General features: G+C 64.6%; 20 protein-coding genes. 9 read left to right on the plus strand and 11 right to left on the minus strand.

The window, feature by feature from the left end; all coding sequences use genetic code 11:
- Positions 1–174: 174 nt before the first annotated feature.
- The 6 genes from HV765_RS30800 to HV765_RS30825 all read left to right on the plus strand — a co-directional run bounded on the left by HV765_RS30800 (position 175) and on the right by HV765_RS30825 (position 5,825).
- Positions 175–669: a MarR family winged helix-turn-helix transcriptional regulator gene (locus HV765_RS30800; protein ID WP_054421322.1), complete on the plus strand. Its 495-nt coding sequence runs from the start codon at positions 175–177 to the stop codon at positions 667–669.
- A gap of 62 nt (positions 670–731) precedes the next feature.
- Positions 732–1,808, plus strand: coding sequence for a hypothetical protein (locus tag HV765_RS30805; protein ID WP_175172030.1), 1,077 nt, complete (start codon positions 732–734; stop codon positions 1,806–1,808).
- Between the two features lie 155 nt (positions 1,809–1,963).
- Positions 1,964–3,190 (plus strand): bifunctional glutamate N-acetyltransferase/amino-acid acetyltransferase ArgJ, encoded by a 1,227-nt coding sequence (argJ, locus tag HV765_RS30810; RefSeq protein WP_175172032.1) that lies wholly within the window; start codon positions 1,964–1,966, stop codon positions 3,188–3,190.
- A gap of 6 nt (positions 3,191–3,196) precedes the next feature.
- Positions 3,197–4,063 (plus strand): ATP-binding protein, encoded by an 867-nt coding sequence (locus tag HV765_RS30815; RefSeq protein WP_054421319.1) that lies wholly within the window; start codon positions 3,197–3,199, stop codon positions 4,061–4,063.
- Positions 4,056–5,018 (plus strand): Nudix family hydrolase, encoded by a 963-nt coding sequence (locus tag HV765_RS30820; protein WP_175172034.1) that lies wholly within the window; start codon positions 4,056–4,058, stop codon positions 5,016–5,018. The genes HV765_RS30815 and HV765_RS30820 overlap by 8 nt, the downstream gene beginning before the upstream one ends.
- Positions 5,019–5,159: 141 nt before the next feature.
- The gene (locus tag HV765_RS30825; RefSeq protein ID WP_175172036.1) at positions 5,160–5,825 is read left to right on the plus strand and encodes a TetR/AcrR family transcriptional regulator; all 666 of its coding nucleotides are present in this window, start codon (positions 5,160–5,162) and stop codon (positions 5,823–5,825) included.
- 12 nt (positions 5,826–5,837) lie between these two features.
- Here HV765_RS30825 and HV765_RS30830 read toward each other — a convergent pair whose 3' ends face one another.
- From HV765_RS30830 to HV765_RS30860, 7 genes are all read right to left on the minus strand, one after another.
- A complete protein-coding gene (locus HV765_RS30830) occupies positions 5,838–7,352 on the minus strand; it encodes an efflux transporter outer membrane subunit (RefSeq protein WP_175172038.1) in 1,515 nt (504 codons plus the stop codon).
- The gene (locus HV765_RS30835; protein WP_054421315.1) at positions 7,349–10,462 is read right to left on the minus strand and encodes a multidrug efflux RND transporter permease subunit; all 3,114 of its coding nucleotides are present in this window, start codon (positions 10,460–10,462) and stop codon (positions 7,349–7,351) included. The genes HV765_RS30830 and HV765_RS30835 overlap by 4 nt, the downstream gene beginning before the upstream one ends.
- Positions 10,459–13,557, minus strand: coding sequence for an MdtB/MuxB family multidrug efflux RND transporter permease subunit (locus tag HV765_RS30840; RefSeq protein ID WP_175172039.1), 3,099 nt, complete (start codon positions 13,555–13,557; stop codon positions 10,459–10,461). Before HV765_RS30840 ends, HV765_RS30835 begins: the two co-directional genes overlap by 4 nt.
- Positions 13,558–13,569: 12 nt before the next feature.
- Positions 13,570–14,847, minus strand: a complete 1,278-nt coding sequence (locus HV765_RS30845) for an MdtA/MuxA family multidrug efflux RND transporter periplasmic adaptor subunit (protein ID WP_054421313.1) — start codon at positions 14,845–14,847, stop codon at positions 13,570–13,572.
- 140 nt (positions 14,848–14,987) lie between these two features.
- Entirely contained in the window at positions 14,988–15,740 is a 753-nt protein-coding gene (gene zapD / locus HV765_RS30850) for a cell division protein ZapD (protein WP_054421418.1), read from the minus strand.
- A 71-nt stretch (positions 15,741–15,811) separates the two neighbouring features.
- The gene (coaE, locus tag HV765_RS30855; protein WP_175172041.1) at positions 15,812–16,429 is read right to left on the minus strand and encodes a dephospho-CoA kinase; all 618 of its coding nucleotides are present in this window, start codon (positions 16,427–16,429) and stop codon (positions 15,812–15,814) included.
- A 176-nt stretch (positions 16,430–16,605) separates the two neighbouring features.
- Positions 16,606–17,463, minus strand: coding sequence for a prepilin peptidase (locus HV765_RS30860; RefSeq protein ID WP_175172043.1), 858 nt, complete (start codon positions 17,461–17,463; stop codon positions 16,606–16,608).
- A 193-nt stretch (positions 17,464–17,656) separates the two neighbouring features.
- Here HV765_RS30860 and HV765_RS30865 point away from each other — a divergent pair, with 193 nt between their 5' ends.
- Positions 17,657–18,424 (plus strand): copper resistance protein NlpE N-terminal domain-containing protein, encoded by a 768-nt coding sequence (locus HV765_RS30865; RefSeq protein ID WP_054421311.1) that lies wholly within the window; start codon positions 17,657–17,659, stop codon positions 18,422–18,424.
- A 124-nt stretch (positions 18,425–18,548) separates the two neighbouring features.
- On the opposite strand, the gene HV765_RS32085 is transcribed toward HV765_RS30865, so the two are convergent.
- The 4 genes from HV765_RS32085 to HV765_RS30885 all read right to left on the minus strand — a co-directional run bounded on the left by HV765_RS32085 (position 18,549) and on the right by HV765_RS30885 (position 21,190).
- Positions 18,549–19,067, minus strand: coding sequence for a response regulator transcription factor (locus HV765_RS32085; protein WP_276529737.1), 519 nt, complete (start codon positions 19,065–19,067; stop codon positions 18,549–18,551).
- 136 nt (positions 19,068–19,203) lie between these two features.
- Entirely contained in the window at positions 19,204–20,058 is an 855-nt protein-coding gene (panC, locus tag HV765_RS30875) for a pantoate--beta-alanine ligase (RefSeq protein ID WP_054421309.1), read from the minus strand.
- Between the two features lie 36 nt (positions 20,059–20,094).
- Positions 20,095–20,985, minus strand: coding sequence for a segregation and condensation protein A (locus HV765_RS30880; protein ID WP_054421308.1), 891 nt, complete (start codon positions 20,983–20,985; stop codon positions 20,095–20,097).
- A 16-nt stretch (positions 20,986–21,001) separates the two neighbouring features.
- On the minus strand, positions 21,002–21,190 hold the full coding sequence (locus tag HV765_RS30885; RefSeq protein ID WP_050447026.1) for a DUF3460 family protein: 189 nt from the start codon (positions 21,188–21,190) through the stop codon (positions 21,002–21,004).
- Positions 21,191–21,289: 99 nt separating this feature from the next.
- On the opposite strand from HV765_RS30885, the gene HV765_RS30890 reads away from it, so the two are divergent.
- Both HV765_RS30890 and glpK read left to right on the plus strand, forming a co-directional pair.
- Positions 21,290–22,744 (plus strand): DHA2 family efflux MFS transporter permease subunit, encoded by a 1,455-nt coding sequence (locus HV765_RS30890; RefSeq protein WP_175172045.1) that lies wholly within the window; start codon positions 21,290–21,292, stop codon positions 22,742–22,744.
- Positions 22,731–24,260 (plus strand): glycerol kinase GlpK, encoded by a 1,530-nt coding sequence (gene glpK, locus HV765_RS30895; RefSeq protein ID WP_175172046.1) that lies wholly within the window; start codon positions 22,731–22,733, stop codon positions 24,258–24,260. Before HV765_RS30890 ends, glpK begins: the two co-directional genes overlap by 14 nt.
- Positions 24,261–24,501 lie beyond the last annotated feature (241 nt).

Here is a 24,501-nt window from a genome sequence, read left to right on the forward strand (position 1 = left end):
ATAGGGAAAACTGGCGTGGTTCATAGTTTAGGTTTAAAGTATTCTTCAAAACAAGACTAGGGTTTTTACCGAAGGGTTTTCCCTCCACCTCAACGATGACCGCGTCGGATGGGTCGCCCGGTGCAACGCACGCGACAGTACCCGACATCCCGCCGAACCTCAAGAAAACCGACGATGACTGACGCTCCCGATCTGGAATCCCGCGCCGCGCCCGATGACCACCACGCGTTGCGTCTGTGGCTGCGCATGCTCACCTGCGCCAATCTCGTCGAAAGCGAGATCCGCAGCCGGTTGCGCAATGAGTTCGACACCACGCTGCCGCGCTTTGACCTGATGGCGCAATTGCAGCGCGCGCCCAAGGGCATGAAGATGGGCGAATTGTCGCGCCACATGATGGTCACCAACGGCAATATCACCGGCATCACCGACCAGCTCGAAAAAGAAGGCCTGGTGGTGCGCACCAAAGTGGAGTCAGACCGCCGCAGCTCGCTGATCAAGCTCACGCCTCAGGGCAAGAAGAGCTTTGCCCGCATGGCGCGCGCACATGAAACCTGGGTCAAGTCCATGTTCGGCGACTTGCCCGAATCCACCCGCAACGCGCTGTTCCAGGCGCTGGGCGAACTCAAGCTCCAGGTGGTCGCCACCCGGTCGGAATCGGCCAAGGGCTAACGCTTGTGAAGAGACGCCCCGGGCGCTGAAATCCGCGCCCGGTTTGGCGCATAATTGCCGCCATGATTCCGGTATCTCTTCCTGGCGGTAATTTCTATGTGCTGATGGCGGCCTCGCTGGCCTGCCTGGCCACGTTGCTGACTTGGCTGGCGGTGTTGGCCACCACCCGCAGCGCCCGGCTCTGGCTGGGCGGCCACCGCCGCGTCGGCTCCACGCTGATGACCTTCCTGGCGCTTATCGGCGCCATCTTTCCCTATCAGCAGTTCAGCCTGTGGTTTGCCGCCCAGCGCGATGCCCAGGCCGACGCCGACCGCAAGACGACCTTGCCGCACGCGACCCGGCTGGCGGGCGTGGACATGCCGGCTGGCACTGTGCTCAGCCTGACGCGCGCAGGCGAGCTGGCGTCGTTCGATCGCGCCGTCTTCCCCGAGACCCATCCTGCGCCCGTGCTCGGGGTCAACGCCACGCAGCTCTTCCGCTACGCCGCCACGCCCAAGCAGCCCGAAACCCTGTCCGTTGAAATCGCCCGCGACCAGGCGCAGGAAGGCTGGCTGTGCGCCCATGGCCATCGGCTTGAATTCGTGATGCAGGGCGGCCAGCCCCGCTTTTCCAGCTGCCATCTGGCGATTGGCAACACGCTGGACAAGCAGCCCGTACCGGCCGGCGCCTGGCTGAAAGTTGACGAAGCGGCGCGCGGCACGCCGCTGGATACCAACGCCAACGCCAATACCAACGCCAACACCGACACCACCGCCACGTCGCCGCGCTGGCTGCTGCGCACCGAGGGCAGCGACGCGTTGAGCCTGCACCAGATGCCGCTGCTGAAAGTCGACATGCGGCTGGACGCCCAGCGCCGGATGTTGAATTTCGAAGGCCTGCTGGCGCGCGAAGCGATCCTGGGCAGCATGACCTACCCGCCCGGCACCCGCGTGCTGTCCGCGCCCCCTCGCCTGCCCGGCGCGCAGCCAGGCGACCTGCTGTTTTCCCCGTCGCGGGGCCGGACGGCCCGCCGCGAGGGTGGTGAAGAAGTCTCAGCAGGCAATTCGGTGCTGCAAGCGCCGGACGGCACCGTGCGCAGCGTGTTGAGCAACCGCGAAGCGGGCGTCCTGGACGTGGCCGCCATGCGAATGGCCCCCTGATTACCGATGATGGCCGCGGATGCCCCCAGGGCATGCCCCTGGCCGCCCCCCTGACAAACCCCTGCCGCAAAGCGGTGGGATAATACGAAGCTTTCACCCACCCGCCGCCTATTTTCGGGCGGCGATTCCGTCCTGCCTACTCAAGAGACGAAGTCATGGCCGTTAATTTGCAGATCCCCTCCGAGTCCGAAATTTTTCCTGTTGCCGGCGTTGAAATCGGCGTCACCGAGGCCGGCATCCGCAAAGCCAACCGACGTGACCTGACCGTCTTCCGTCTGGCCGAAGGCACGAGCGTGGCGGGCGTGTTCACGCGCAACCGCTTCTGCGCCGCCCCGGTGCAGGTCTGCCAGGCCCATCTGGCCGCTGGCGGCCCCATCAGCGCGCTGGTCATCAACACCGGCAACGCCAACGCTGGCACCGGCGAAGAAGGCCTGAAGAAAGCCAAAGATACCTGCGACGCGCTGGGCAAATTGCTGGGCGTGCCTGCCAGCCAGATCCTGCCGTTCTCAACCGGCGTCATCCTGGAGCCGCTGCCGCTTGACCGCCTGGTCGCCGGCCTGCCGGGCGCCATCGCCAACCTGGCGGCCGACCACTGGTCCAGCGCCGCCCACGGCATCATGACGACCGACACGCTGCCGAAGATCTCGTCGGCCAAGGTGCAGATCGACGGCAAGACCGTCACCTTCACCGGCATCAGCAAAGGCGCGGGCATGATCCGCCCGAACATGGCGACGATGCTCAGCTTCCTGGCCACCGATGCCGGCATCGCCCAGCCGCTGCTGCGCAAGCTGGCCGTCGAAATCGCTGACGCGTCGTTCAACCGCATCACCGTTGACGGCGACACGTCCACGAATGACTCGTTCATCATCGCCGCCACCGGCAAGTCGGGCGTGACCGTCAACAGCGAATCCGACGCCGCCTACGCCGCCGTGCGCGATGCGCTGACCGCCGCCGCGCTGGAACTGGCTACGAAGATCGTGCGCGACGCCGAAGGCGCCACCAAGTTCATGACCATCCGCGTCGAAGAAGCCGGCACCACCGAAGAAGCGCTGAAGGTGGCTTATGCCGTGGCCCACTCGCCGCTGGTCAAGACCGCCTTTTTCGCATCCGACCCCAACCTGGGCCGCATCCTGGCCGCCGTCGGCTACGCCGGCATCGACGATCTGGACGTGTCCAACATCCGCCTGTGGCTGGACGATGTGCTGGTGGCCAAGAACGGCGGCCGCAACCCCGACTACCAGGAAGCCGATGGCCAACGCGTGATGAAGCAGGCCGAGATTTCGGTGCGCATTGCGCTGGGCCGCGGCCAGGTGTCGGACACGGTCTACACCTGCGACTTCTCGCACGAATACGTGTCGATCAACGCCGACTACCGTTCTTGATCCGCCATGAGCGCTAGCGAGTTCACCACCCTTATCCAGCGCGCCGAGCGCGTGCTGGCGCAGCTTGAAGCCTTTCTGCCGCCCGCCACGCCCGAGATCGACTGGAGCGCGCATGCGTTCCGTTGGCGCAAGCGGGGCGCGCGCGGCTGGCTGGATGCGGTGCGCCACGTGGCGCGCATCGACATGGAAGACCTTCAGCACATCGAGCGCCAGAAGGCCACCATCGACCGCAACACGGTCCAGTTTCTGGAACACAAACCGGCCAACAACGTGCTGATGACTGGCGCGCGCGGCACCGGCAAGAGTTCGCTGGTGAAGGCCATGCTGGCCGCCTACGGCGAGCGCGGCTTGCGTTTGATCGAAGTCGACAAGTCTGACCTGGGCGACCTGGCCGACATCGTCGAACTCGTCGCCGCGCGCCCCGAACGCTTCATCGTCTTCTGCGACGACCTGTCGTTCGAAGAAGGCGAACCCGGCTACAAGGCCCTGAAGTCGGTGCTGGATGGTTCCGTGTCGGCCTCGGGCGACAACGTGCTGATCTACGCCACGTCCAACCGGCGCCACCTGATGCCGGAATACATGAGCGAGAACTTGCAGGCCAAGCATCAGCCCGATGGCGAAATCCATCCGGGCGAGACGGTCGAAGAGAAGATCTCGCTGTCCGAGCGCTTCGGCCTGTGGCTGTCGTTCTACCCCTTCAAGCAAGACGACTATCTGGACATCGTCTACCACTGGCTGCGCGAGCTGGGTTGCCCGGAGGCGCACATCGCGCCGTCGCGCACCGAAGCGCTGCAATGGACGATCGAACGCGGTTCGCGTTCCGGCCGCGTGGCGTATCAGTTCGCACGCGATTGGGCGGCCCGCCATGTCTGAAAAAATCGTCGACGTTGCCGCCGGCTTGATCCTGCGCCCCGATGGCATGCTGCTGCTGGGCCAACGCCCCGAAGGCAAGCCGTGGTCGGGCTGGTGGGAATTGCCGGGCGGCAAGCTGGAGCCGGGCGAGACCGTGCTGGAAGCGCTGGCGCGCGAGTTGCAGGAAGAACTGGGCATCCGCGTCACGCAATCGCGTCCGTGGGTGACCTATGTGCACGTCTATCCGCACACCACCGTGCGCCTGGCGTTCTGCCATGTCACGGCGTGGGAAGGCGAACCGCAAGGGCTGGAAAACCAGCGCCTGGAATGGGTCAACCCCGCCAACGCGGCATCGGTCGGCGATCTGCTTCCCGCCACCCTGCCCCCGCTGCGCTGGCTGCAACTGCCCACCACTTATGGCATCAGCTCGATCGGCTCGCGTGCCGGCGTGGCCGCGTTCCTGGGCCGGCTGGACGCGGCGCTTGCGCGTGGCGTGAAGCTCGTGCAACTGCGTGAACCTCAATGGCCCGATGGCGCCGGCGCAGCATCGCTGCATGAAGTTTTTCAGCAAGTGATCAAGCGCTGCCACGCCGCTGGCGCGCGTGTGCTGGTCAACAGCGCGCACCCCGCGGCATGGTGGAAAGAAGCCGACGGCGTGCACCTGCGCACGGCGGACGCCGCCCGCTTGCACGCACGGCCCGAATTGCCGGCCGGCGCGCTGGTTGGCGTGTCCGCGCACGACAACGCGCAAGTCGTCCACGCCCGTGAAATCGGCGCCGACTTTGCCGTGCTTGGCCCCGTGCTGGACACGCCCAGCCACCCTGGCGCCGCAACGCTCGGCTGGGAAGGCTTTGTCGCGGGCAATCGCGATGCGGGCATTCCCGTCTTCGCGTTGGGCGGCCAGTCCACCACCACCGTGTCGCACGCACTACGCCACGGTGCGCACGGCATCGCGGGTATACGTGGCGTGATCTGACTGACCTGCGGGGCCGGAAGTCTGGCAAGATGTAAGTCTTATCGGCCCCGCCGCCGGCTCCTCCGGCGCCGCTCCGGTCCTGATAGCCGGGTGTCCCGCGTGACGGGCCACGACAGCTCTCTCGTCATGAAGGAACATGTCATGTCCCGCCGTGCGAATACCGAGCGCCAAATACTCCAAGCCCTTGAAGCCCAGATCCTGGAAACAGGCATGGGCGGAGTCGGCATCAACGCCATCGCCAAACGCGCAGGCGTCAGCAAAGAACTCATCTACCGCTATTTCGACGGCATGCCGGGCCTGCTGCTGGCGTGGATGAAAGAACAAGATTTCTGGACACGCAACCCCGGCTTGTTGGCCGCAGAGGAATCCAGCCAGCGCACGCCGGCCGATCTGATTCTGACGATGCTGCGCGCGCAGATCGAAACGCTATTAGGCAATGAAACCCTGCGCGAAGTGCGGCGCTGGGAACTGATCGAACAGAACGACGTCACCGCAACGCTTGCCGAACGCCGCGAAAATGCCGCGCGCGGATTCATCGAGCGCGTTGACGAACTTGCGCCTGACGTAGACGTGCCTGCTGTGGCGGGCGTGATACTGGCCGGGGCGGTGTACCTGACATTGCGCGCCAAAACCGCCACGCATTTTTTAGGCTTGCCGCTGCATGAGCCGGAAGGCTGGGCGCGCATCGACAAAGCGCTGGAATACCTGGTTGCGCACAGCTTTCCGGATGAGCTCAATGCCGAAGCGTTATCGGCATTGGAAGCGCGCCGCCAAAGCAGCGCGGCGTCCGGCGAACCCGTCGTGTGACCCGCTGCGCGTTCAGTTCACAGGGGCTGTCGTCGAGGCAGGCGCAGGCGCTGCATCGGCCTGCTGCACCGCCGGCAGGCCATCCCAACCCCCGCCCAACGCCACAATCAAATTCACGCTGGCCACCAGACGCGTGCCCAACAGGCTCAGCGCGTTGCGCTCGCTGTTGAGCGCGGTGGCGTCCACCACCGCCACACTCAGGTAATCCACCAGCCCGGCCTGGTACTGGTTCTGGATCAAACGCAGCGATTCGCGTGCGGACTCCAGCGCACGGCGTTGCACGACCTGTTCGTTCTCCATGACCCGCAGCTGGATCAGATAGTCCTCAACTTCACGCAAGCCCACCAATGCGGCTTGGCGGTAAGCGGCGGCCTGCGAGTCATAGGACGCGCGCGCCTGTTCGACTTGCGCCGCGCGCGCGCCGCCGTCGAAGATCGTCATGGCCAGCGCTGGCCCCAAGGACCAGAAGCGCGCGGGCGCGGTCAGCAGCTCGGCAAACTGCCCGTTGCGAAAACCGCCATCGGCCGACAAGGTCAGCGACGGGAACCACGCGGCCTCGGCCACGCCGATCTGCGCATTGGCCGCCGCCGCACGGCGTTCGGCTGCCGCCACATCAGGACGGCGCTCCAGCAGTTCAGACGGCAGGCCCACCGGAATCTGCGGCAGTTGCAGCGTGAAGACGGCGGGCGGCAGGCTGAAGTGCGACGGCGCCTGCCCCATCAGCACCGCAATCGCGTGCTCGTACTGGCCGCGCTGCCAGTCCAGGTCGATCGATTGGGCGCGCGTGCTTTCCACCTGCGTGCGCGCCACGGCCACATCGGCCTGCCCCGCCACACCGACGGCATAGCGGTTCTGCGTCAGCTGCAATGACTTCTCGTACGCCGCCACCGTGGCGTCCAGCAAGCGCTTTTGTTCATCCAGCACGCGCAGTTGCAGATAGGTCTGCACCAGCGCCGCCTGCGCGCTTAAGCGCGTGGCGGCCAGGTCGGCCAGGCTTGCGGCCGCGCTGGCTTCAGACGATTCGGTGCTGCGCCGCACGCGGCCCCACACGTCCAATTCCCAACTGACGCTGCCGGTCACCGTGTACTGGTTCGACACGTTGCTGCCGTTGGACACCGACGACGACCCGTTGCCGTTGCCGCTGCCCGCACGCGACATGCCGGCGCTTGCGCCCACCGTGGGGTAGAAACCAGCGCGTGCGGCGCGCACCAAACCCAGCGCCTGACGGTAATTCGCTTCGGCTTGGGCGATGGTCTGGTTCGACGTATTCAAGCGGTCGACCAGCCCATTCAAGGTGGCGTCGTCATAGACGAGCCACCAGGCGCCACGGTCTGCGTCGTCGCGCGGTTGCGCGCGCTTCCAGCCTTCCACCTGATCCTGGCCTTGCGCTTCTTTATAGGACGCGCCCACATCGAGCTCGGGGCGTTGGTAGTCGGGGCCAACCGCGCAGGCGCCCAACAGCGCGCACAGCGCGATCGTGGCGGCGCTGCGGGGAAAGAAGGCGTGCAAAGGCGTGATGCGGATCATGTGTGTTCTATGGAATCAGGGGCGGCGTTCCGCGTGCCGCGCCCGCGCGCGGCCCAGAGACGGAAACGGTCCAGGTAGAGATAGACCACAGGCGTGGTGTACAGCGTGAGGATCTGGCTTAGCACCAGGCCACCCACGATGGTAATGCCCAGGGGCTGGCGCATTTCAACGCCTGCGCCGGTGGCAAGCACCAGCGGCAGCGCGCCGAAAATAGCGGCCATGGTCGTCATCATGATGGGGCGAAAGCGTGTCAGGCACGCCTGAAAGATGGCGTCGCGCGGCGCCATGCCCTGGTTGCGCTCGGCATCCAGCGCAAAGTCCACCATCATGATGGCGTTCTTCTTCACGATGCCGATCAGCAGGAACACCCCGATCAGCGCGATCAGTGTGAAGTCATATCGCACCAGCAGCAGCGCCAGCAACGCGCCCAACCCCGCGGACGGCAGAGTCGACAGAATCGTCAGCGGATGCACGAAGCTTTCATAGAGGATGCCCAGCACGATATACATCGTGACCAGCGCGGCCAGAATCAGCCAGGGCTGCTGCGCCAAGGTCTGCTGCAAGGCGGCGGCGGTGCCTTGGAAGCCCGCCTGGATCTGATCCGACGGCAAGCCGATGCGCGCCACCGCGGCATCAATGGCGGCGGTGGCCTGGCCCAGCGAGACGCCGGGCGCCAGGCTGAAAGACACGGTGTCGGCCACGAACAAGCCCTGGTGTTGCACGCTGAGCGGCGCGTTACCGTTTTCAAGCGTGGCGAATGACAGCAAGGGCACGCGCGCGCCCGTCGACGTAATCACCTCGACCTGCTTCAGCGATTCAATGTCTTCCGCAAACTTCGGCGCCAGCCCCAGCACCACGTGATACTGGTTCAGCGGGCCGTACATCACCGACACCTGACGCTGGCTGAACGAGTTGTTCAACACCGTCGAAATCGTGGACATGCTGACGCCCAGGCGTGTCGCGGCCTCGCGGTCGATCACCAGATTGATCTGGCGGCCCTTGTCCTCGACGTCGGTATCCACGTCGGTGATTTCGGGAATCTTGGCCATGGCCTGCTGCACCTTCGGCATCCACGTGCGCAGCAATTGCAGGTCGCCCGACATCAGCGTGTAGTCATACGAGCCCTGGCTTTGCCGTCCGCCGATGCGGATATCTTGCTGCGACACCAGGAACATGCGCGCGCCCGGCATGTTTTGCAGCTTGCCGCGCAGGCGGTTGATGACGACATCGGCCGACACCTTGCGTTCTTCCAAGGGCTTCAACTGAATCTGCATGAAGCTGCTGTTGCTGCCGCCCCGCCCGCCCGCATAACCCGTCATGCTCTGCACCGCCGGGTCCGCCAGCACGATCTTGCGCAAGGCGTTCAGTTTCGGCACCGTGGCCTGGAACGACGTGCCCTGATCCACGCGGAAAAAGCCCAGCAACTGGCCCGTGTCCTGCTGCGGGAAGAAGCCCTTGGGCACCACCATGTACAGGTAAACGTTCAAGCCCACGGCCACGGCCAGAATCACCATCATCAGCCGGCCGTGCGCCAGCGCCCAGCGCAGGCTGCGGCGGTAGCCATCCAGCATGGCGTCGAAGCCGCGTTCGGACCAGCGCGACAGCCGTCCGGGCGGCTTCTGCTCCTTGGGTTCGGGCCGCAGCAGACGCGCGCACATCATCGGCGTCAAGGTCAGCGACACAACCAAAGACACCATGATGGCGGCCGACAAGGTCACGGCAAATTCGCGGAACAAGCGGCCGACGACACCGCCCATCAACAGGATGGGAATGAACACCGCCACCAGCGACAAGCTCATCGACAGCACCGTGAAGCCGACTTCGCGCGAGCCGCGCAAGGCCGCGCGCATCGGCGACATCCCGTTCTCAACGTGCCGCATGATGTTCTCAAGCACCACGATGGCGTCGTCCACGACAAAGCCCGTGGCCACGATCAGCGCCATCAGCGAGATCGTATTCAGCGTGAAGCCGCACAGGTACATGATGCAGAACGTGCCGATCAGCGACACAGGCACAGCCACGCTGGGAATGATGGCCGCGCGCCACCGCCGCAAGAACAGCAGCACCACCAGCACCACCAGCCCCACAGCGATGATCAGCGTAAGTTCGGCCTCGTGCAGCGACGCCCGGATGCTGGGCGTGCGGTCTTGCGCCACGGTCATGTTCACATCCGCCGGCATCAGCGCTTGCAACACGGGCAGCTGCGCGCGCACGGCGTCCACGGCTTCGATGATGTTGGCGTCGGCCTGCCGGCGCACGATCATCAGGATGGCGTTGCGGTCGTTGTAGAAGCCGGTCTGGTACAGGTCTTCGACGGAATCTTCCACGGTAGCCACGTCCGACACGCGCACCGGCGCGCCGTCGTTCCACGCCACAATCAGCGGCCGGTATTGCTCGGCGCGGCTCAACTGATCACTGACCATGATCTGCCAGTGGTAGCGGTCGTTCTCCAGCACGCCCTTGGGCCGGTTCGCGTTGGCGTTGGCAAGCGTGGCGCGCAGCTGGTCCAGCGATACGCCGCGGTTGGCCAGCGCCCCCGGCAGCACGGTCACGCGCACGGCTGGCAGCGAGCTGCCGCCCACAGTGACTTCGCCCACCCCATCCACTTGCGCCAGTTTCTGCGCCACGATGGTGGACGCGATGTCGTACAGCTGGCCCTGGCTGAGCGTGTCAGACGTCAGCGCCAGCGTCATGATGGGCGCGTCGGACGGGTTGGACTTGTGATACGTGGGGTTGCTGCGCAAGCCGCTGGGCAACAGCGAACGCGCGGCATTGATGGCGGCCTGCACGTCGCGCGCCGCACCGTTGATGTCGCGCGACAAATCGAATTGCAGCGTGACTCGGGTGGACCCCTGCGAGCTGCTGGACGTCATTTCCGTCACGCCCGCAATGCTGCCCAACGACCGCTCCAGCGGCGTGGCCACGCTGGAGGCCATGGTTTCAGGGCTGGCGCCCGGCAGGCTGGCCGACACCGAAATCGTGGGGATGTCCACCTGCGGCAACGGCGCCACCGGCAACAGGAAAAACGCCAGCATTCCCGCCATCACAACCGCCACGCTCAGCAGCGTGGTCGCCACTGGCCGGACGATGAAGGGCGCCGACAGGATCATGACGCGTCCCCGGCGGCCGGTTCGCGCACGCCACGCCAGCGGCGCGACATGCGGTCGAACATCAGATAGATGACCGGCGTGGTGAACAGCGTGAGCACCTGGCTGAGCAGCAAGCCGCCCACCATCACCAGGCCCAGCGGCTGGCGCAGCTCAGCGCCCGTGCCGGTCGACAGCATCAGCGGCAAGGCGCCGAACAGCGCAGCCAGCGTCGTCATCAGAATCGGGCGAAAGCGCAACAACGCCGCTTCGTGGATGGCCGCGCGCGGGCTCAAGCCCCGCTTGCGCTCGGCGTCCAGCGCGAAGTCGATCATCATGATGGCGTTTTTCTTCACGATGCCGATCAGCAGAATGATCCCGATGATGCCGATCATGTCGAGCTCGGTGCCGCTGATCAACAGCGCCAGCAACGCGCCCACGCCGGCCGACGGCAAGGTGGACAGGATCGTGATCGGGTGGATATAGCTTTCATACAGCACGCCCAGCACGATGTACATGGTGACGACAGCCGCCAGGATCAGCCACAACGTGCTGGTCAGCGAATTCTGGAACGCCAGCGCCGCGCCCTGGAAGCGCGTTTCCACACCGGCCGGCATGCCGATTTCCGCTTCCGCCGCGGTGATGGCTTCAACCGCATTCGACAAGGACGCGCCCGGCGCCAGGTTGAACGACACCGTCACCATGGGGAATTGATCCAGCCGGTTCACGGCCAGTACGGTGCGGCCTTCGCTGATGTGCGCCACCGACGACAACGGCACTTGCCCGCCAGACGACGTCGGCACATGAATCTGGCCGAGTGACGACGGGTTCATCTGAAACTGCGGCTGCACTTCCAGCACCACGCGGTACTGGTTGGACTGCGTGAAGATGGTGGAGATCAGCCGCTGGCCGAAGGCGTCGTACAGCGCCTCGTCGATCACCGCGGCCGTGATGCCCAGGCGGGACGCCGCATCGCGGTCGATTTCAACCCAGGTCTGCAAGCCGTCGTCCTGCAGATCGTCGGTCACGTCTTTCAAGCCCGGCACCTGGCGCAACCGGTCCACCAGCTTGGGCGTCCATTCGCTCAGCACTTTCAGGTCGGGGTTGGACAGCGTCATCTGGTATTGCGTGCGGCTGACGCGGTCTTCGATCGTCAAGTCCTGCACGGGCTGCATATAGACGGTCAGCCCGTCTTGCTTAGACAGCGATTCCTGCAAGCGCGCCATCACCGCGCGCAAGTTGCCGCTGCGTTCGGCTTGGGGTTTCAGCGAAATCTGCATGCGGCCGGCGCTGAGCGTGGCGTTGCTGCCATCCACCCCGATAAACGAGGACACGGCCTGCACGTCAGGGTCTTCCAGCACCAATCGCGCCGCGGCCTGCTGGCGTTCGGCCATGGCGGGGAACGAGATGGACTGCGGCGCCTGGGTAATGGCCTGGATCAAGCCGGTATCCTGCTGCGGGAAGAAGCCCTTGGGCACGACCATATACAGCACCACCGTCAACGCGAACGTGCCCAACGCCACCAGCAGCGTCAGCGGCTGATGGCGCAGCACCACTTGCAGCATGCGGTCATAGCCGGCGATGACGCGGTCGATGAAATTGCCCGTGGCCGTGTGAAAGCGGCCATGCTTCTGTTCCGATTCGGCGCGCAGCAAACGGGCGCACATCATTGGCGTGAGCGTCAGTGATACGACCAGCGAAATCAGTATCGACACCGCCAGCGTAATGGCGAACTCGCGGAACAAACGGCCCACCACTTCCGTCATGAAGAGCAGCGGAATCAGCACGGCAATCAGCGAGAACGTCAGCGAGATCAGCGTGAAGCCGATCTGGGAGGCGCCTTTCAGCGCGGCCTGCAACGGCTTTTCGCCCTCTTCGATGTGGCGGGCGATGTTCTCGATCATGACGATGGCGTCGTCCACGACGAAGCCGGTGGCGATCGTCAGCGCCATCAGCGTCAGGTTGTTGATCGAGAAACCCGCCAAATACATGATGCCGAACGTGCCCACCAGCGACAGCGGCACCACCACACTGGGGATCAGCGTGGCGGTCAGGCTGCGCAGGAACACAAACGTCACCATGACCACCAGCGCCACGGCCAGCAGCATTTCGAACTTCACGTCTTCGACCGAATCGCGGATGGTTTGCGTGCGGTCAGACACCACGGTCACGTCAAGCGTGGCCGGCAGGGCCGCGCGCAGCTGGGGCAGCAGCGTCTGGATGCGGTTGACCACGTCAATGACGTTGGCGCCCGGCTGGCGCTGGATGTTCAGCAGGATGGCGGGCTTGTCGCCGGCCCACGCCGCCTGCCGCGTGTCTTCGGCGCCTTCGACCGCGCGCGCCACGTCAGACAAACGCAGCGGCGCGTTGTTCTTGTAGGCGATGATCAGGTCGTTGTAGTCGGTGGGCGACTTCAGCTGATCATTGGCGTTGATGGTGGTGGAGCGCTGCGGGCCGTCAAGATTGCCCTTGGGCTGGTTGACGTTGGCGCCCACGATGGCGGTGCGCAGGTCGGACAAGGCCAGCCCGTTGGCCGCCAACGCTTGCGGATTCACCTGCACCCGCACTGCCGGCCGCTGCCCGCCCGCCACACTGACCAGGCCCACGCCCGGAATCTGCGACAACTTCTGCGCCACCCGCGTATCGACCAGGTCGCGCACCTGCGGCAAGGGCATGGTGGGCGAGGTGATGGCCAGCGTCAGCACAGCCGCATCAGCCGGGTTCACCTTGTTGTAGGTGGGCGGCACGGGCAGGTCGCTGGGCAGCAGGTTCGATGCCGCGTTGATGGCGGCCTGCACCTGCTGCTCGGCCACATCCAGTGGCAGCGTCAGGTTGAACTGCATCGTGATGACCGACGCGCCGCCCGAACTGGTGGACGACATCTGGTTCAAGCCCGGCATCTGCCCGAACTGGCGTTCTAGCGGTGAGGTGACCAGCGAGGTCATGACGTCGGGGCTCGCCCCCGGGTACAGCGTCACCACCTGAATCGTCGGGTAGTCCACCTCGGGCAGCGCCGACACGGGCAGCATCCGGTACGCGATGAAGCCAGCGATCAGGATGGCCACCATCGCAAGGGTGGTGGCCACGGGGCGGAGGATGAACAGACGCGACGGGCTCACGATGGTCTCGGCTTACTTGGTGGCGGGCGTGGTGCCGGCCGGCGCACCCGCGCCCAGCGTCTTGTCACGCGTGGCGGGAATGACTTCGGCGCCACCCACGATTTCCACCTTGGCGCCTGCGCGCAGGCGGTCGGTGCCTTCGGTGACAACCCGGTCGCCCGGCTGCAAACCTTCGTTGACCGCCACCATGCCGTTGTTGATGGCGCCCAGCTTCACCTGCCGCACCACGATCGTGTTGTCAGGCTGCACCAGGAATACGAACGCGCCGGCCGAACCCTGCTGAATGGCGGCGGTGGGAATGGCGGTGACGTCTTTGCGCGTCAGCACATGCAGGCGCACGTTGACGAACTGGTTCGGAAAGAGCGCGTCGTCAGCGTTGTCGAACTTGGCTTTGAGCTTCAACGTGCCAGTCGTGACGTCGATCTGGTTGTCCAGCGTTTCCAGCACGCCGGTGGCGATGCGGCGGGTGTCGGCACGGTCATAGGCGTCAACCTTCAAGGTCTGGCCGGCCGCGATTTCGCCGCGCACTTCAGGCAACTGGGTTTCGGGCAGCGTGAACACCACGGAAATGGGTTGCGTCTGCGTGATCACGACCAGGCCATTGGTGTCGGCGCTGGACACGAGGTTGCCACGATCAACTTGACGCAGGCCCAGACGGCCGCTGATCGGCGCGGTGATGCGCGCGTAGTCCAGTTGCAGCTTGGCGTTGTCCACGTTGGCCTGATCGCTCTTGACGGTGCCTTCGTACTGGCGCACCAGCGCGGCTTGCGTGTCGACCTGCTGCTTGGCGATGGAGTCCTGCTTGAACAGGGCCTGATAGCGTTGCAAATCGCGGCGCGCGTTTTCCAGCTGCGCCAAATTCTGCATCTGCGTGCCGCGCGCCTGATCCAGCGCCACCTGGAACGCGCGCGGGTCGACTTGGGCGAGCAGGTCGCCTGCTTTGACTTGCTGGCCTTCCTGGAACGCCACGTCGACCAGTTCGCCGCTGACGCGGCTGCGCACGGTAACGGTGTTGTAGGCAGTGACGGTGCCCAGGGACTTCAGGTAGATGTCGATGTCCTGCGTGGACGCGGTCGCAATCCGAACCGGCACAGGCAGATTGGCCATGGCAGCCATCGGGGGCCGCCCGCCCGCAGCGCGCCCGCCTGGGCCGGCCGGGCCGCCTTGCTTGGCTGAGGGCCGCAGCACCAGCCAGGCAATGCCCGCCACGACAAGCAGCAACACCACACACACCACGATGCGGCGGCGGGTCCAGCGGGAGGGCGGGGAAACAGGACGACTTTCGGACATGGAACGGTTCCGGGCACTGACGGAGGAAAGCCGTATTGTCTACTAGTCGGTCGGGATTTCTACCATTGCGAGGCCGAGTTGAAACTGGCCGCAACAGGAATCGGTCTCAAGAACTGGGGGGATAAGCGCTGGGACCCGCCCTACGAACTACACAGCGTCATTTGAAACGCCACATCACGGGCGACTTGCTGGGGTTTGAATTCGCCGTCTTGCGTGGAAAAACGTATCCAGATCATGTACTTATTGGCGCTGATCTCGGGAAATACGCCTTCGGTGGGGTCAACCCACACCCGCAACAGGTGGAACTGCTTGCCACCCATCATCTGCTGGTAGGCCCCCTGCTCGGCGACGATATCGGTCTTGCGGCCGGACTCGCGCAACAGACGCAAGGCCAGGGTCAGGCCGTCGTAGAGGGCGGTGAAGGGCGAGAGCCAGGCCTGCAAGTCCGCGCAGCGGGCGGCTTCGGATTTGTTCTGCCAGGCGAAATAGGAAGGCATGTCCACTTGGGTGGCGCTGCCTGGCACCGACAGGCGGCCGCGCAAGCTGGTCAACCATTCGTTTTCGCGCAAAGACTGGCCGGTCTTGCCGGGTGCGGCCAACGCGCTGGCCACTCTCTCCAGTTCGCGCAACATGCCTTCCAATGCGTCTTGCGCTACGCCGGGGTGGTCGCGCAACCCAACAAGCGCCATGCGCTGGCGCTCAAGGTCTTGCAGCACGGCGCCTTTGACGTCGGTGCGTTCACATGCGTCGAGCAGATCGAACAGGGATGTGACGGCAACCTGATGTTGGCGTGAGTCTCCCTCGCGAGCAAAGAAGAACAACCTGTCGAACAGGTATTCCAATCGCAGATAAGCGCGGATGCGCTCATTGAAGGGATATTCGTAAACGATCACGCTTTTTGACAGGCCCATCAGTGGTCGGCCAAGCGGCCGAGAGATTCAGGGGTGCCGGCCAAGCTTGTCGCTTACCGGCCCGTTGTGGTCGCCAGCAACAGCCAGCGGTCATGCAAGGTCTTCGCCTGCGCGCGCAATTGCTCTGGAGTCGTTGCGCCGTCGTTCGTGATGACGTCGTCTGCAGCCTCCAGGCGGCTTGCCCGCGCAGCCTGTGCCGCCATAATACGCCTGATGGCTGGCTCCGTCAGCCCGCTACGCGACTGCACGCGCGCGACCTGTGTGTCGGGGTCGCAGTCCACCACGCAGATGCGATCCACACGCCCTCGCCAACGCGGCAAGGACTCCACCAAAAGCGGCACAACAAACACCAGATACGATCCGGTTGCAGCCACTGCCTGACGCTTGGTTTCTTCAGTAATGGCAGGATGCAAAACCGCTTCCAAACGCAACCGGACTTGCGGGTCAGCGAACGCGCGCTCGCGCATCCATTCGCGGTTCAAGGCGCCATCGGGCGTCAAGGCATCGGGGCCGAATTCGCGTTCAATCGCGGGCATGGCCGCGCCGCGCGCAGCGGTCAACGTCCGCGCGATTTCGTCGGTGTCGACCAGCGTCGCGCCCCATTCGCCCAGCATGTCCGCCACGCGGGACTTGCCCGAGCCGATGCCCCCCGTCAGACCAATCTTGAACATGCCATTCATCCCTTTCTTGGTATCCGTCTTGCTATCCGTCTTGCTATCCGTTGTCGCCAGCCGTTACTGCCGGCCGGTATTGCCGGCCGGTATTGCCAGCCGTTCTTGCCAGCCGTTCTTGCCAGCCGTTATTGCTGCCCGTTCTTGCTGCCCGTTCTTGGCGATGCCGCGTTTGCCTAGCGCAGGAATTGCCATATGCCTTGATCGCCGCCCAGCAGCAGCATCACGATACCGGCCAACGCCAGATAAGGCCCGAACGGTAAAGGCTGCCCCCGGCTGGCGCGGCCGCTTAACGTCAAGGCGCCCCCGATCACCACGCCCACCAGCGATGCGGCCAACAACAACATGGGCAAGGACTCAACGCCAAACCATGCGCCCAGCGCCGCCAACAGTTTGAAGTCGCCATAGCCCATGCCCTCGCGCCCCGTCAGCAGGCGGAACACATGGAAGATAACCCACAAGAAAACATAGCCCGCGACCGCGCCGATGACGGCTAGCGGCAGCGTGGTGAACGTGTCGAACAGATTGATCAGCAGGCCCGCCCACACCAGCGGCTGCGTCAGCACGTCGGGCAACAGCGTGGTTTCGAAATCGATCCATGCCAGCGCCACCAGCATCGCCGTCAAGCCCATGGCGAAGAGCGCGATGGGCGTTGCGCCGTAGCGCCATGCACAGGCGGCGAACAAGATGCAGGTAAGCAGTTCGATGGCCGGATACCGCAAGCTGATCCCAATCCCGCAAGCCGCGCATCGGCCGCGCAGTATCAACCAGCCCACTAGCGGCAGCCGGCGCCAACCGGTAATGGGTGCGTGGCAAGCAGGACAATGCGACGCTGGCCGAAACAAACCATCGGGGCTGTCGGGACGCGCCTTGCCCACCGCGTCCAGGCATTGCGCTTGCCATTCGCGTTCCATCATGCGCGGCAAGCGATACGTCAGCACAGTCAGCCAATTGCCCACGGCCAGCCCTGCCAGCGCCGCGATACCAATGAAGAGCCCCAAGGGCATATCAAAGACCTGATGCACGATGCTCATGCTCCGGCCGAACGCGCGCGCGCGCTCGGCTCAACCCTTGGGCTGATAACCAAAAGGCAGGCGGCCTGACCACGGCCTTGTCGTAAATTGTGCATAAAGTGCTGACAACACCCAAGAGTGGCTAAGGGAACGTATCGAATCTTCGCATAAGTGCGTAAAATCGGAGACAGACTCAATTCACGGATAAGCTGCCATGACCGCCCGCGTCGACATCGTTACCCGATCCCGCAAACTTAGCGTCATGGGGCTGCTGCTGGCAGGTACCGTACTAGGCGCCGCAGGTTGCGCCCAGCAGAAAAGCGAAGGGTATTACGACCCGCCCGTTGAAAGCACAGTGACCGATGCCCAATACCAGGGTTCGGGCGCTGGCTACCGCAGCGTCATCCGCGCGCCGTCGCAAGTGCAAATCGCCCTGAAGCCTGATGCGCGCAAGCCGCAAAACCAGTCTGGCCAACCCGCCGCTGGCGCTCAGACCACCGAAGACGGCCAGGCCGTTCCGGAAGGCGCGGAGAACACCAGCTCGAATACTTCCCCCGCCCCGGCTCCGGCCGCCGCACCCAATGCCGCCGCGCACAGCCTGGTGCCGCAGCCGCAAACCTACATGGGCACGCTGCCGTGTTTCTCGCCGGCCATGCAATGCACGGCGCAGCGCGTCACGCTGACCTTGGCGCCCAATGGCCGGTGGCGTGGCCGCACGGCCTATCTGGAAAATGACCCTAACAAGGGCCCCGCCGTTACCGAGCAAGGCTGCTGGGACGCCACCGACGAGCGCCCGCCGCGCGTCATCCTGATGGACGGCAAGGGCAACGCCCGCGCGGAATTCCTGGTGGCCGCCAACAACGTGCTGCGCGTGCGTTCCATCGCGGGCCAGACGCCGAACCTGAACTACAACCTGACCCGCCAGCCGGACCTTGACCCGATTGACGAGTTGGCCAAGGCACAAGCGCCGCAGTGCCCTTGAGGGCTTGACGGCCAGCCGCCAGCAATCTGGCAGCTTGGCTGAATCAGCACCTGCCTGAGCCAGTATCTGCCGGGCCCGCCGAACTCCCTGTTCGGCGGGCCCGATTCTTTTGGCGCGAACACATTCAGGGATCATGGTTCTGGGCTCCTGATTCAGCGGGGCACGCGCCATATTCCGCCGGCGGTTCGTGCAGCACATGGCGGGCCATTGCGGCGGACTGGACCGGGATCGCAGCGGGAGCAGGAACAGCAGCATGAGCAGCAGCAGCAGCAGCAGCAGCAGCAGCACCAGTGGCAGTGGCACCAGCATTGGCAGTGGCAGCAGCAGTGACAGTAGCAGTAGCAGTAGCCCCCGCCCCATCCGCCACATCGTCACCCGCGGCGTCCAATTCCACTGCATTCAGAATCGGCGACGACCCTGAACGCCCGTGGGCGCACAGCCGGCACGCCAGCTGCATGGCATTGCGGGCGTCGAGCTTGGCGAAGATGCGGGCGCGATGGGCTTCGGCGGTGCGCAGCGAAATGCCCAGGTCGATGGCGATGACCTTGTTGGGCCGGCCCGCCGCCACCAGGCCGACGATTTCTCTTTCGCGAGGCGTCAGTGCGGACAAGACCGATTCAAGATCGTGACGGGGAACTTGCATGGGCGACTCATTTTTGCAATGTAGGATTACAAGAAGTCTGCCCGGCCCCCTAAAACGGCGGAAGCTAGCAATTCTGTCAGGGTCGGGCCGCCGCAATGGCCAAAAGACCCTCGCGCGCCCCGCCCTGAACCGGATATCAGGCCTTGTAGACCAGTTCCAGATTGTCGATCAACCGCGTGGCGCCCAGCTTCGCAGCCGCCAGCACCACCACGGGTTCGCCGGCTTGCAAGTCGGCGGCTTCGGGGCGTTTCAGATCACGTTGACGGCGCAGCGCCACGTAGTCCACCTTCCAGCCGCGCTGGGTCAGATGCGCAGCGGCGTCGCGTTCCAGGGCCAGCGCGTCGCGCTCGCCTTGCGCCAATCGATGGCCGATGTTTTGCAGCGCGGCATACAGCGCCGGCGCCTCGGCGCGTTCGCCTTCGGTCAGATAGCGGTTGCGCGACGACAGCGCCAGGCCATCATCAGCGCGCACGGTCTCATGCGCCAGCACTTCCACGGGCAGCTGGAACTGGCGGCACATGTTGCGCACCACCATCAGCTGTTGATAGTCCTTCTTGCCGAACACGGCCACACGCGGCTGCACGCAAGAGAACAGCTTCAACACCACCGTGCTGACGCCTTCGAAGAAGCCCGGGCGGAACTCGCCTTCCAGGATGTCGCCCAGATCGTCAGGCGGCTGGACGCGGTAGTTCTGCGGCTCGGGATACATCTCGCGCTCGTTCGGCGCGAACAATACGTAAACGTCGCGCGCCTGCTCCAGCTTTTCGATGTCGGCCGCCAGCGTGCGCGGGTACTGGTCGAAGTCTTCGTTGGGCCCGAATTGCAGGCGGTTCACGAAGATGCTGGCCACGACAGGGTCGCCGTGCTGGCGCGCCAGCTTCATCAGTGACAGGTGGCCTTCGTGCAGGTTGCCCATCGTAGGCACGAACGACACGCGGTTCTGTCCGCGCAGGTGATCGCGCAATTCCTGGATGGTGTGTACGACTTTCAAGGGGACTCTCCGGGGTTGGGTGCAGCCCGGTCAGGATCAGGCCGCGACCGCCGCCACGCTGGTATAGGCCAGGCGCACGTAGATGGGCGCATAGGGCTCGGCCTGCGTGATCTCAAGCAGGGATTCGCGGGCCAGCTCCAGCATGGCGATGAAATGCACAACGACGACCGCCGCGGGCGCGCCTTCGCGGACGCGCTCCATGAACAGGTCGCCGAATTCCATGAAGCGCACATCGTTCAGGCGCCGCAGGATATGCGTCATGTGATCGCGCACGGACAGCTGTTCGCGCGTGATGTGGTGATGCTGGTTCAGCTTGGCGCGCTTCATGATGTCGGCCCACGCCTGGCGCAGGTCGTCCACGCTGACTTCGGGCATCATGCGCTCGACGCTCAGGTCGGCCACGGCCTGGCTGCTGACGAAGTCGCGGCCCAGCTGCGGCAGCTTGTCCAGCTTTTGGGCGGCCAGCTTCATCTGTTCGTACTCGAGCAGGCGGCGAACCAGTTCAGCGCGGGGATCTTCGGGCTCTTCGCCGGTGTCGGTCTTTTTCACCGGCAGCAGCATGCGCGACTTGATCTCGATCAGCATGGCGGCCATCAGCAGATATTCGGCCGCCAGCTCCAGATTGGTGATGCGGATCTGGTCCACATATGACAGGTACTGCCGCGTGACATCCGCCATCGGGATGTCCAGAACGTTGAAGTTCTGCTTGCGGATCAGGTACAGCAGCAGGTCCAGCGGCCCTTCAAACGCTTCCAGGAAGATTTCCAGCGCATCCGGCGGAATGTAAAGATCCGTCGGCATCTGGAACAGCGGTTCACCGTACAGGCGCGCGAACGCCACGCTATCGACGGTGTCAGGCGTGCTGTCCACAGGCGGCGCCACCAGCTTGGCTAACGCCTCGCCAGGAACTGAAGGGTTTTGGGACATGTCTGCCGCAATGCGATCAGTCTGCCGAATACACGTAGGGTTTTTGCGGCACGCGGGCGGCGCGGAAGCCTTCCAGCAGCTCCGAATCTTGCGGTTTATCCCAAAGACGCGCGCGGCCTTCGCGCTGGCGTTCTTCCGTGCCAGGGTGCGACTGCTTGAAGTCTTTCAGGAAAAGGGTGATCTCGGATTCGTAGTTGGTCGCCATGGCACCAATTTCAGTAGGTTGCAGATGTGGGGAGTTTACTTCACGCGGCGCCAATCCCCCGGCGTTACAATCGTCAGGCATCCAACGCCCCCTCCCGCCATGTCAGCCGAATCCGCAGCAGCCGCCAATCCCGCTCCGCCCTCAACCCCGGACGCGGTGCGTGCGGCTCGCATGATCCCCTTTATTGTGGGCTGTGCGCTGTTCATGCAGATGCTGGACGCCACCGTCGTAGCCACCGCCCTGCCGGCCATGGCCCGCGCGCTGGGGTCCACACCCGTACGGCTGAATGTGGCCATTACGTCCTACCTGTTGTCGGTGGCCGTGTTCGTGCCGGTGAGCGGCTGGGCGGCCGACCGCTACGGCGCCCGCCGGGTGTTCGTGGCCGCGATCGGCCTGTTCACGCTCAGCTCGGTCGCCTGCGCAATCTCGCAAGACCTGCCCCAGTTGGTCGCCGCCCGGGTCATCCAGGGGATGGCGGGCGCGATGATGGTGCCGGTGGGCCGCATCATCCTGCTGCGCACGGTGCCCAAGCAGGACTTGCTCAAAGCCATGTCGTTTTTGTCCATCCCGGCCCTGCTTGGCCCGGTGATCGGGCCGCCGCTGGGCGGCTTCATGGTGACGTACATGTCGTGGCACTGGATTTTCCTGATCAACATCCCCATCGGCGTGCTGGGCATTGCGCTGGTGCTGCGCTACGTGGCCGAGATCAAGGAAGAGACCGCCCCGCGCCTGGACTGGCTGGGCTTTCTGCTTAGCGCCGTTTGCCTGGCGGCGCTGGTCAGCGGTTTCGAGGCGATTGGCCGAGACATCATGCCGCTGCCGATGCTGCTGGGCCTGATCGCCGTGGGCGCGGCTTGCGGCTTTTTGTATGCATGGCACGCCCGCCGTATTGAACATCCCATCATCGACCTGTCGTTGATGCGTATCCCCACCTTCGCCATTTCCACGCTGGGCGGCAATCTGTGCCGCTTCGCCGTGGGCGCCACCCCGTTTTTGCTGGCCATGCTGCTCCAAGTGGGCTTTGGTCTGAGCCCGTTTTCGGCAGGGCTGATCACGTTCGCCAGCGCCGCGGGCGCGCTGCTGATGAAGTTCGTGGCCACCCCCATCGTGCGCCACTTCGGATTTCGCCGCGTGCTGACCGTGAACGCGCTGCTGACGGGCGTGTTCATCATGGTGTGCGCCACGTTCACGCCCGCCACGCCAGTGTGGCTGATGATCGCGATTTTGCTCGTGGGCGGCTTCTTCAGGTCGTTGCAGTTCACGGGGGTAAATACGCTAACCTATGCCGATATTCCCCCGGCCAAAATGAGCCGCGCCAGCAGCTTCGCCGCCATGGCGCAGCAACTGGGCATCAGTCTGGGCGTGGGGGTGGCCGCGGTTACGCTGAATGTCAGCATGACCCTGCGCGGCGCCGAGACGCTTGCGGTCAGCGACGTCGTCGCCGGCTTCATCGTCATCGGCCTCATGTGCATGGCCTCGACCTTCTCCTTTAGACGCCTTGAGCCGCTGGCCGGGGCACACCTGAACGGCGCCAAACAAAGTGACGACGAATGAATTTGTCCTAGCCCTGGACCAGGGCACGACCAGCTCCCGAGCCATCGTATTCGACCGCGAAGGCGTGGTGCGCGGCGTCGGCCAGCGTGAATTCCGCCAACACTACCCGCGTCCGGGCTGGGTGGAACATGACGCGAGCGAGATCTGGCACAGCCAGCTGGACGTGGCGCGCGAAGCCCTGCGCAACGCCGCGGCAACCGCCGCCGACATCGCCGCCATCGGCATCACCAACCAACGCGAAACCACGTTGATCTGGGAGCGCTCGACGGGCCGCCCGCTGGCGCGTGCCATCGTCTGGCAAGACCGCCGCACCGCGCCAATGTGCGATCAGCTGCGGCAGGACGGCCATGCCGATTTCCTGCAATCGCACACGGGGCTGGTGCTGGATGCGTACTTCTCAGGCACGAAGCTCGCCTGGCTGCTGGACCACGTGCCCGGCGCGCGCCAGATGGCCGAGCGCGGCGAACTGGCGTTCGGCACCGTCGACACCTGGCTGATCTGGCAACTGACCGGCGGCGCGGTGCACAGTACCGACCCGAGCAACGCCTCGCGCACGATGCTGTTCGACCTGCACACGCAAGACTGGAACGACGAGATCCTGGCCCTGCTGAAAATTCCCCGCAGCGTGCTGCCGCAGATCGCGCCCAGCAGCGCGGTGGTGGGCAACGCACTGCCGGAATGGCTGGGCGGTTCGATCCCGATCGCAGGCGTGGCCGGCGACCAGCAGGCCGCCACCTTCGGCCAGGCCTGCTTCACGCCAGGCATGGCAAAGAACACCTACGGCACCGGCTGCTTCATGCTGATGAACGTGGGCGACAAGCCGGTGCAATCGAAAAACCATCTGTTGTCGACGGTGGGCTGGGGTTTGCCTTTGTCTGGCGCCGACAGCTGGAAGCCGACGTACATGCTGGAAGGCGGCGTGTTCGTGGCGGGCGCGGCGGTGCAATGGCTGCGCGACGGCTTGGGAATCATCCAACGTTCTGAAGAGATTGAATCCCTGGCCGCAAGCGTGTCAGATACTGACGACGTGTTCATGGTGCCGGCTTTCGCGGGCTTGGGCGCGCCGCACTGGGACCCGTACGCGCGCGGCACGCTGGTCGGCCTGACGCGCGGCACCACCCGCGCCCACATCGCACGCGCAACGCTGGAATCCATCGCACTGCAAAGCGCCGAACTGCTGACCTGCATGAACGGCGACAGCGGCATCGCGCTGACCGAACTACGCGTAGACGGCGGCGCCGCCCGCAACGACCTGCTGATGCAAATGCAGGCAGATCTACTAGGAGTGCCGGTGGTGCGTCCACGCGTGTCGGAGTCGACGGCGTTGGGGGCCGCTGGGTTGGCGGGGCTGGCGGTGGGGTTCTGGTCTGGACTGGATGAATTCGCGTCGAAGTGGCAGGCGGAACGGACGTTTGAGCCGACGTGGCCGGAGTCGGTTCGTGCGGCGCGGATGAAGCGGTGGAGACAGGCGGTGGAGTTGTCTAAGGGGTGGGCTGCGGGGAGTGGGAAGGCGTAGTTTTGTTTGGGGCGATTGGTGTTTTGTAGGTCCGTGTTTTTTTGTAGGTCCGTGTTTTTATAGGTCCGTGTTTTTATAGGTCCGTGTTTTTGGGGCGGTCGAAGATCTTCGTAGGTCGCCCATCGTCGCAGTGGCCCTGACTGCGCGCGCCCACGATTGCGGTCCGGAGCCTTCGCTCCGGACTTCCCCCTCGTCATCTTCGTCCAGGCCTACGGCCTTCCCTTCAGATTCCCTCGGGCGC

Origin of the sequence: Achromobacter kerstersii (assembly GCF_902859595.1) — a bacterium.
Classification (GTDB): Bacteria; Pseudomonadota; Gammaproteobacteria; order Burkholderiales; family Burkholderiaceae_B; genus Achromobacter; species Achromobacter kerstersii.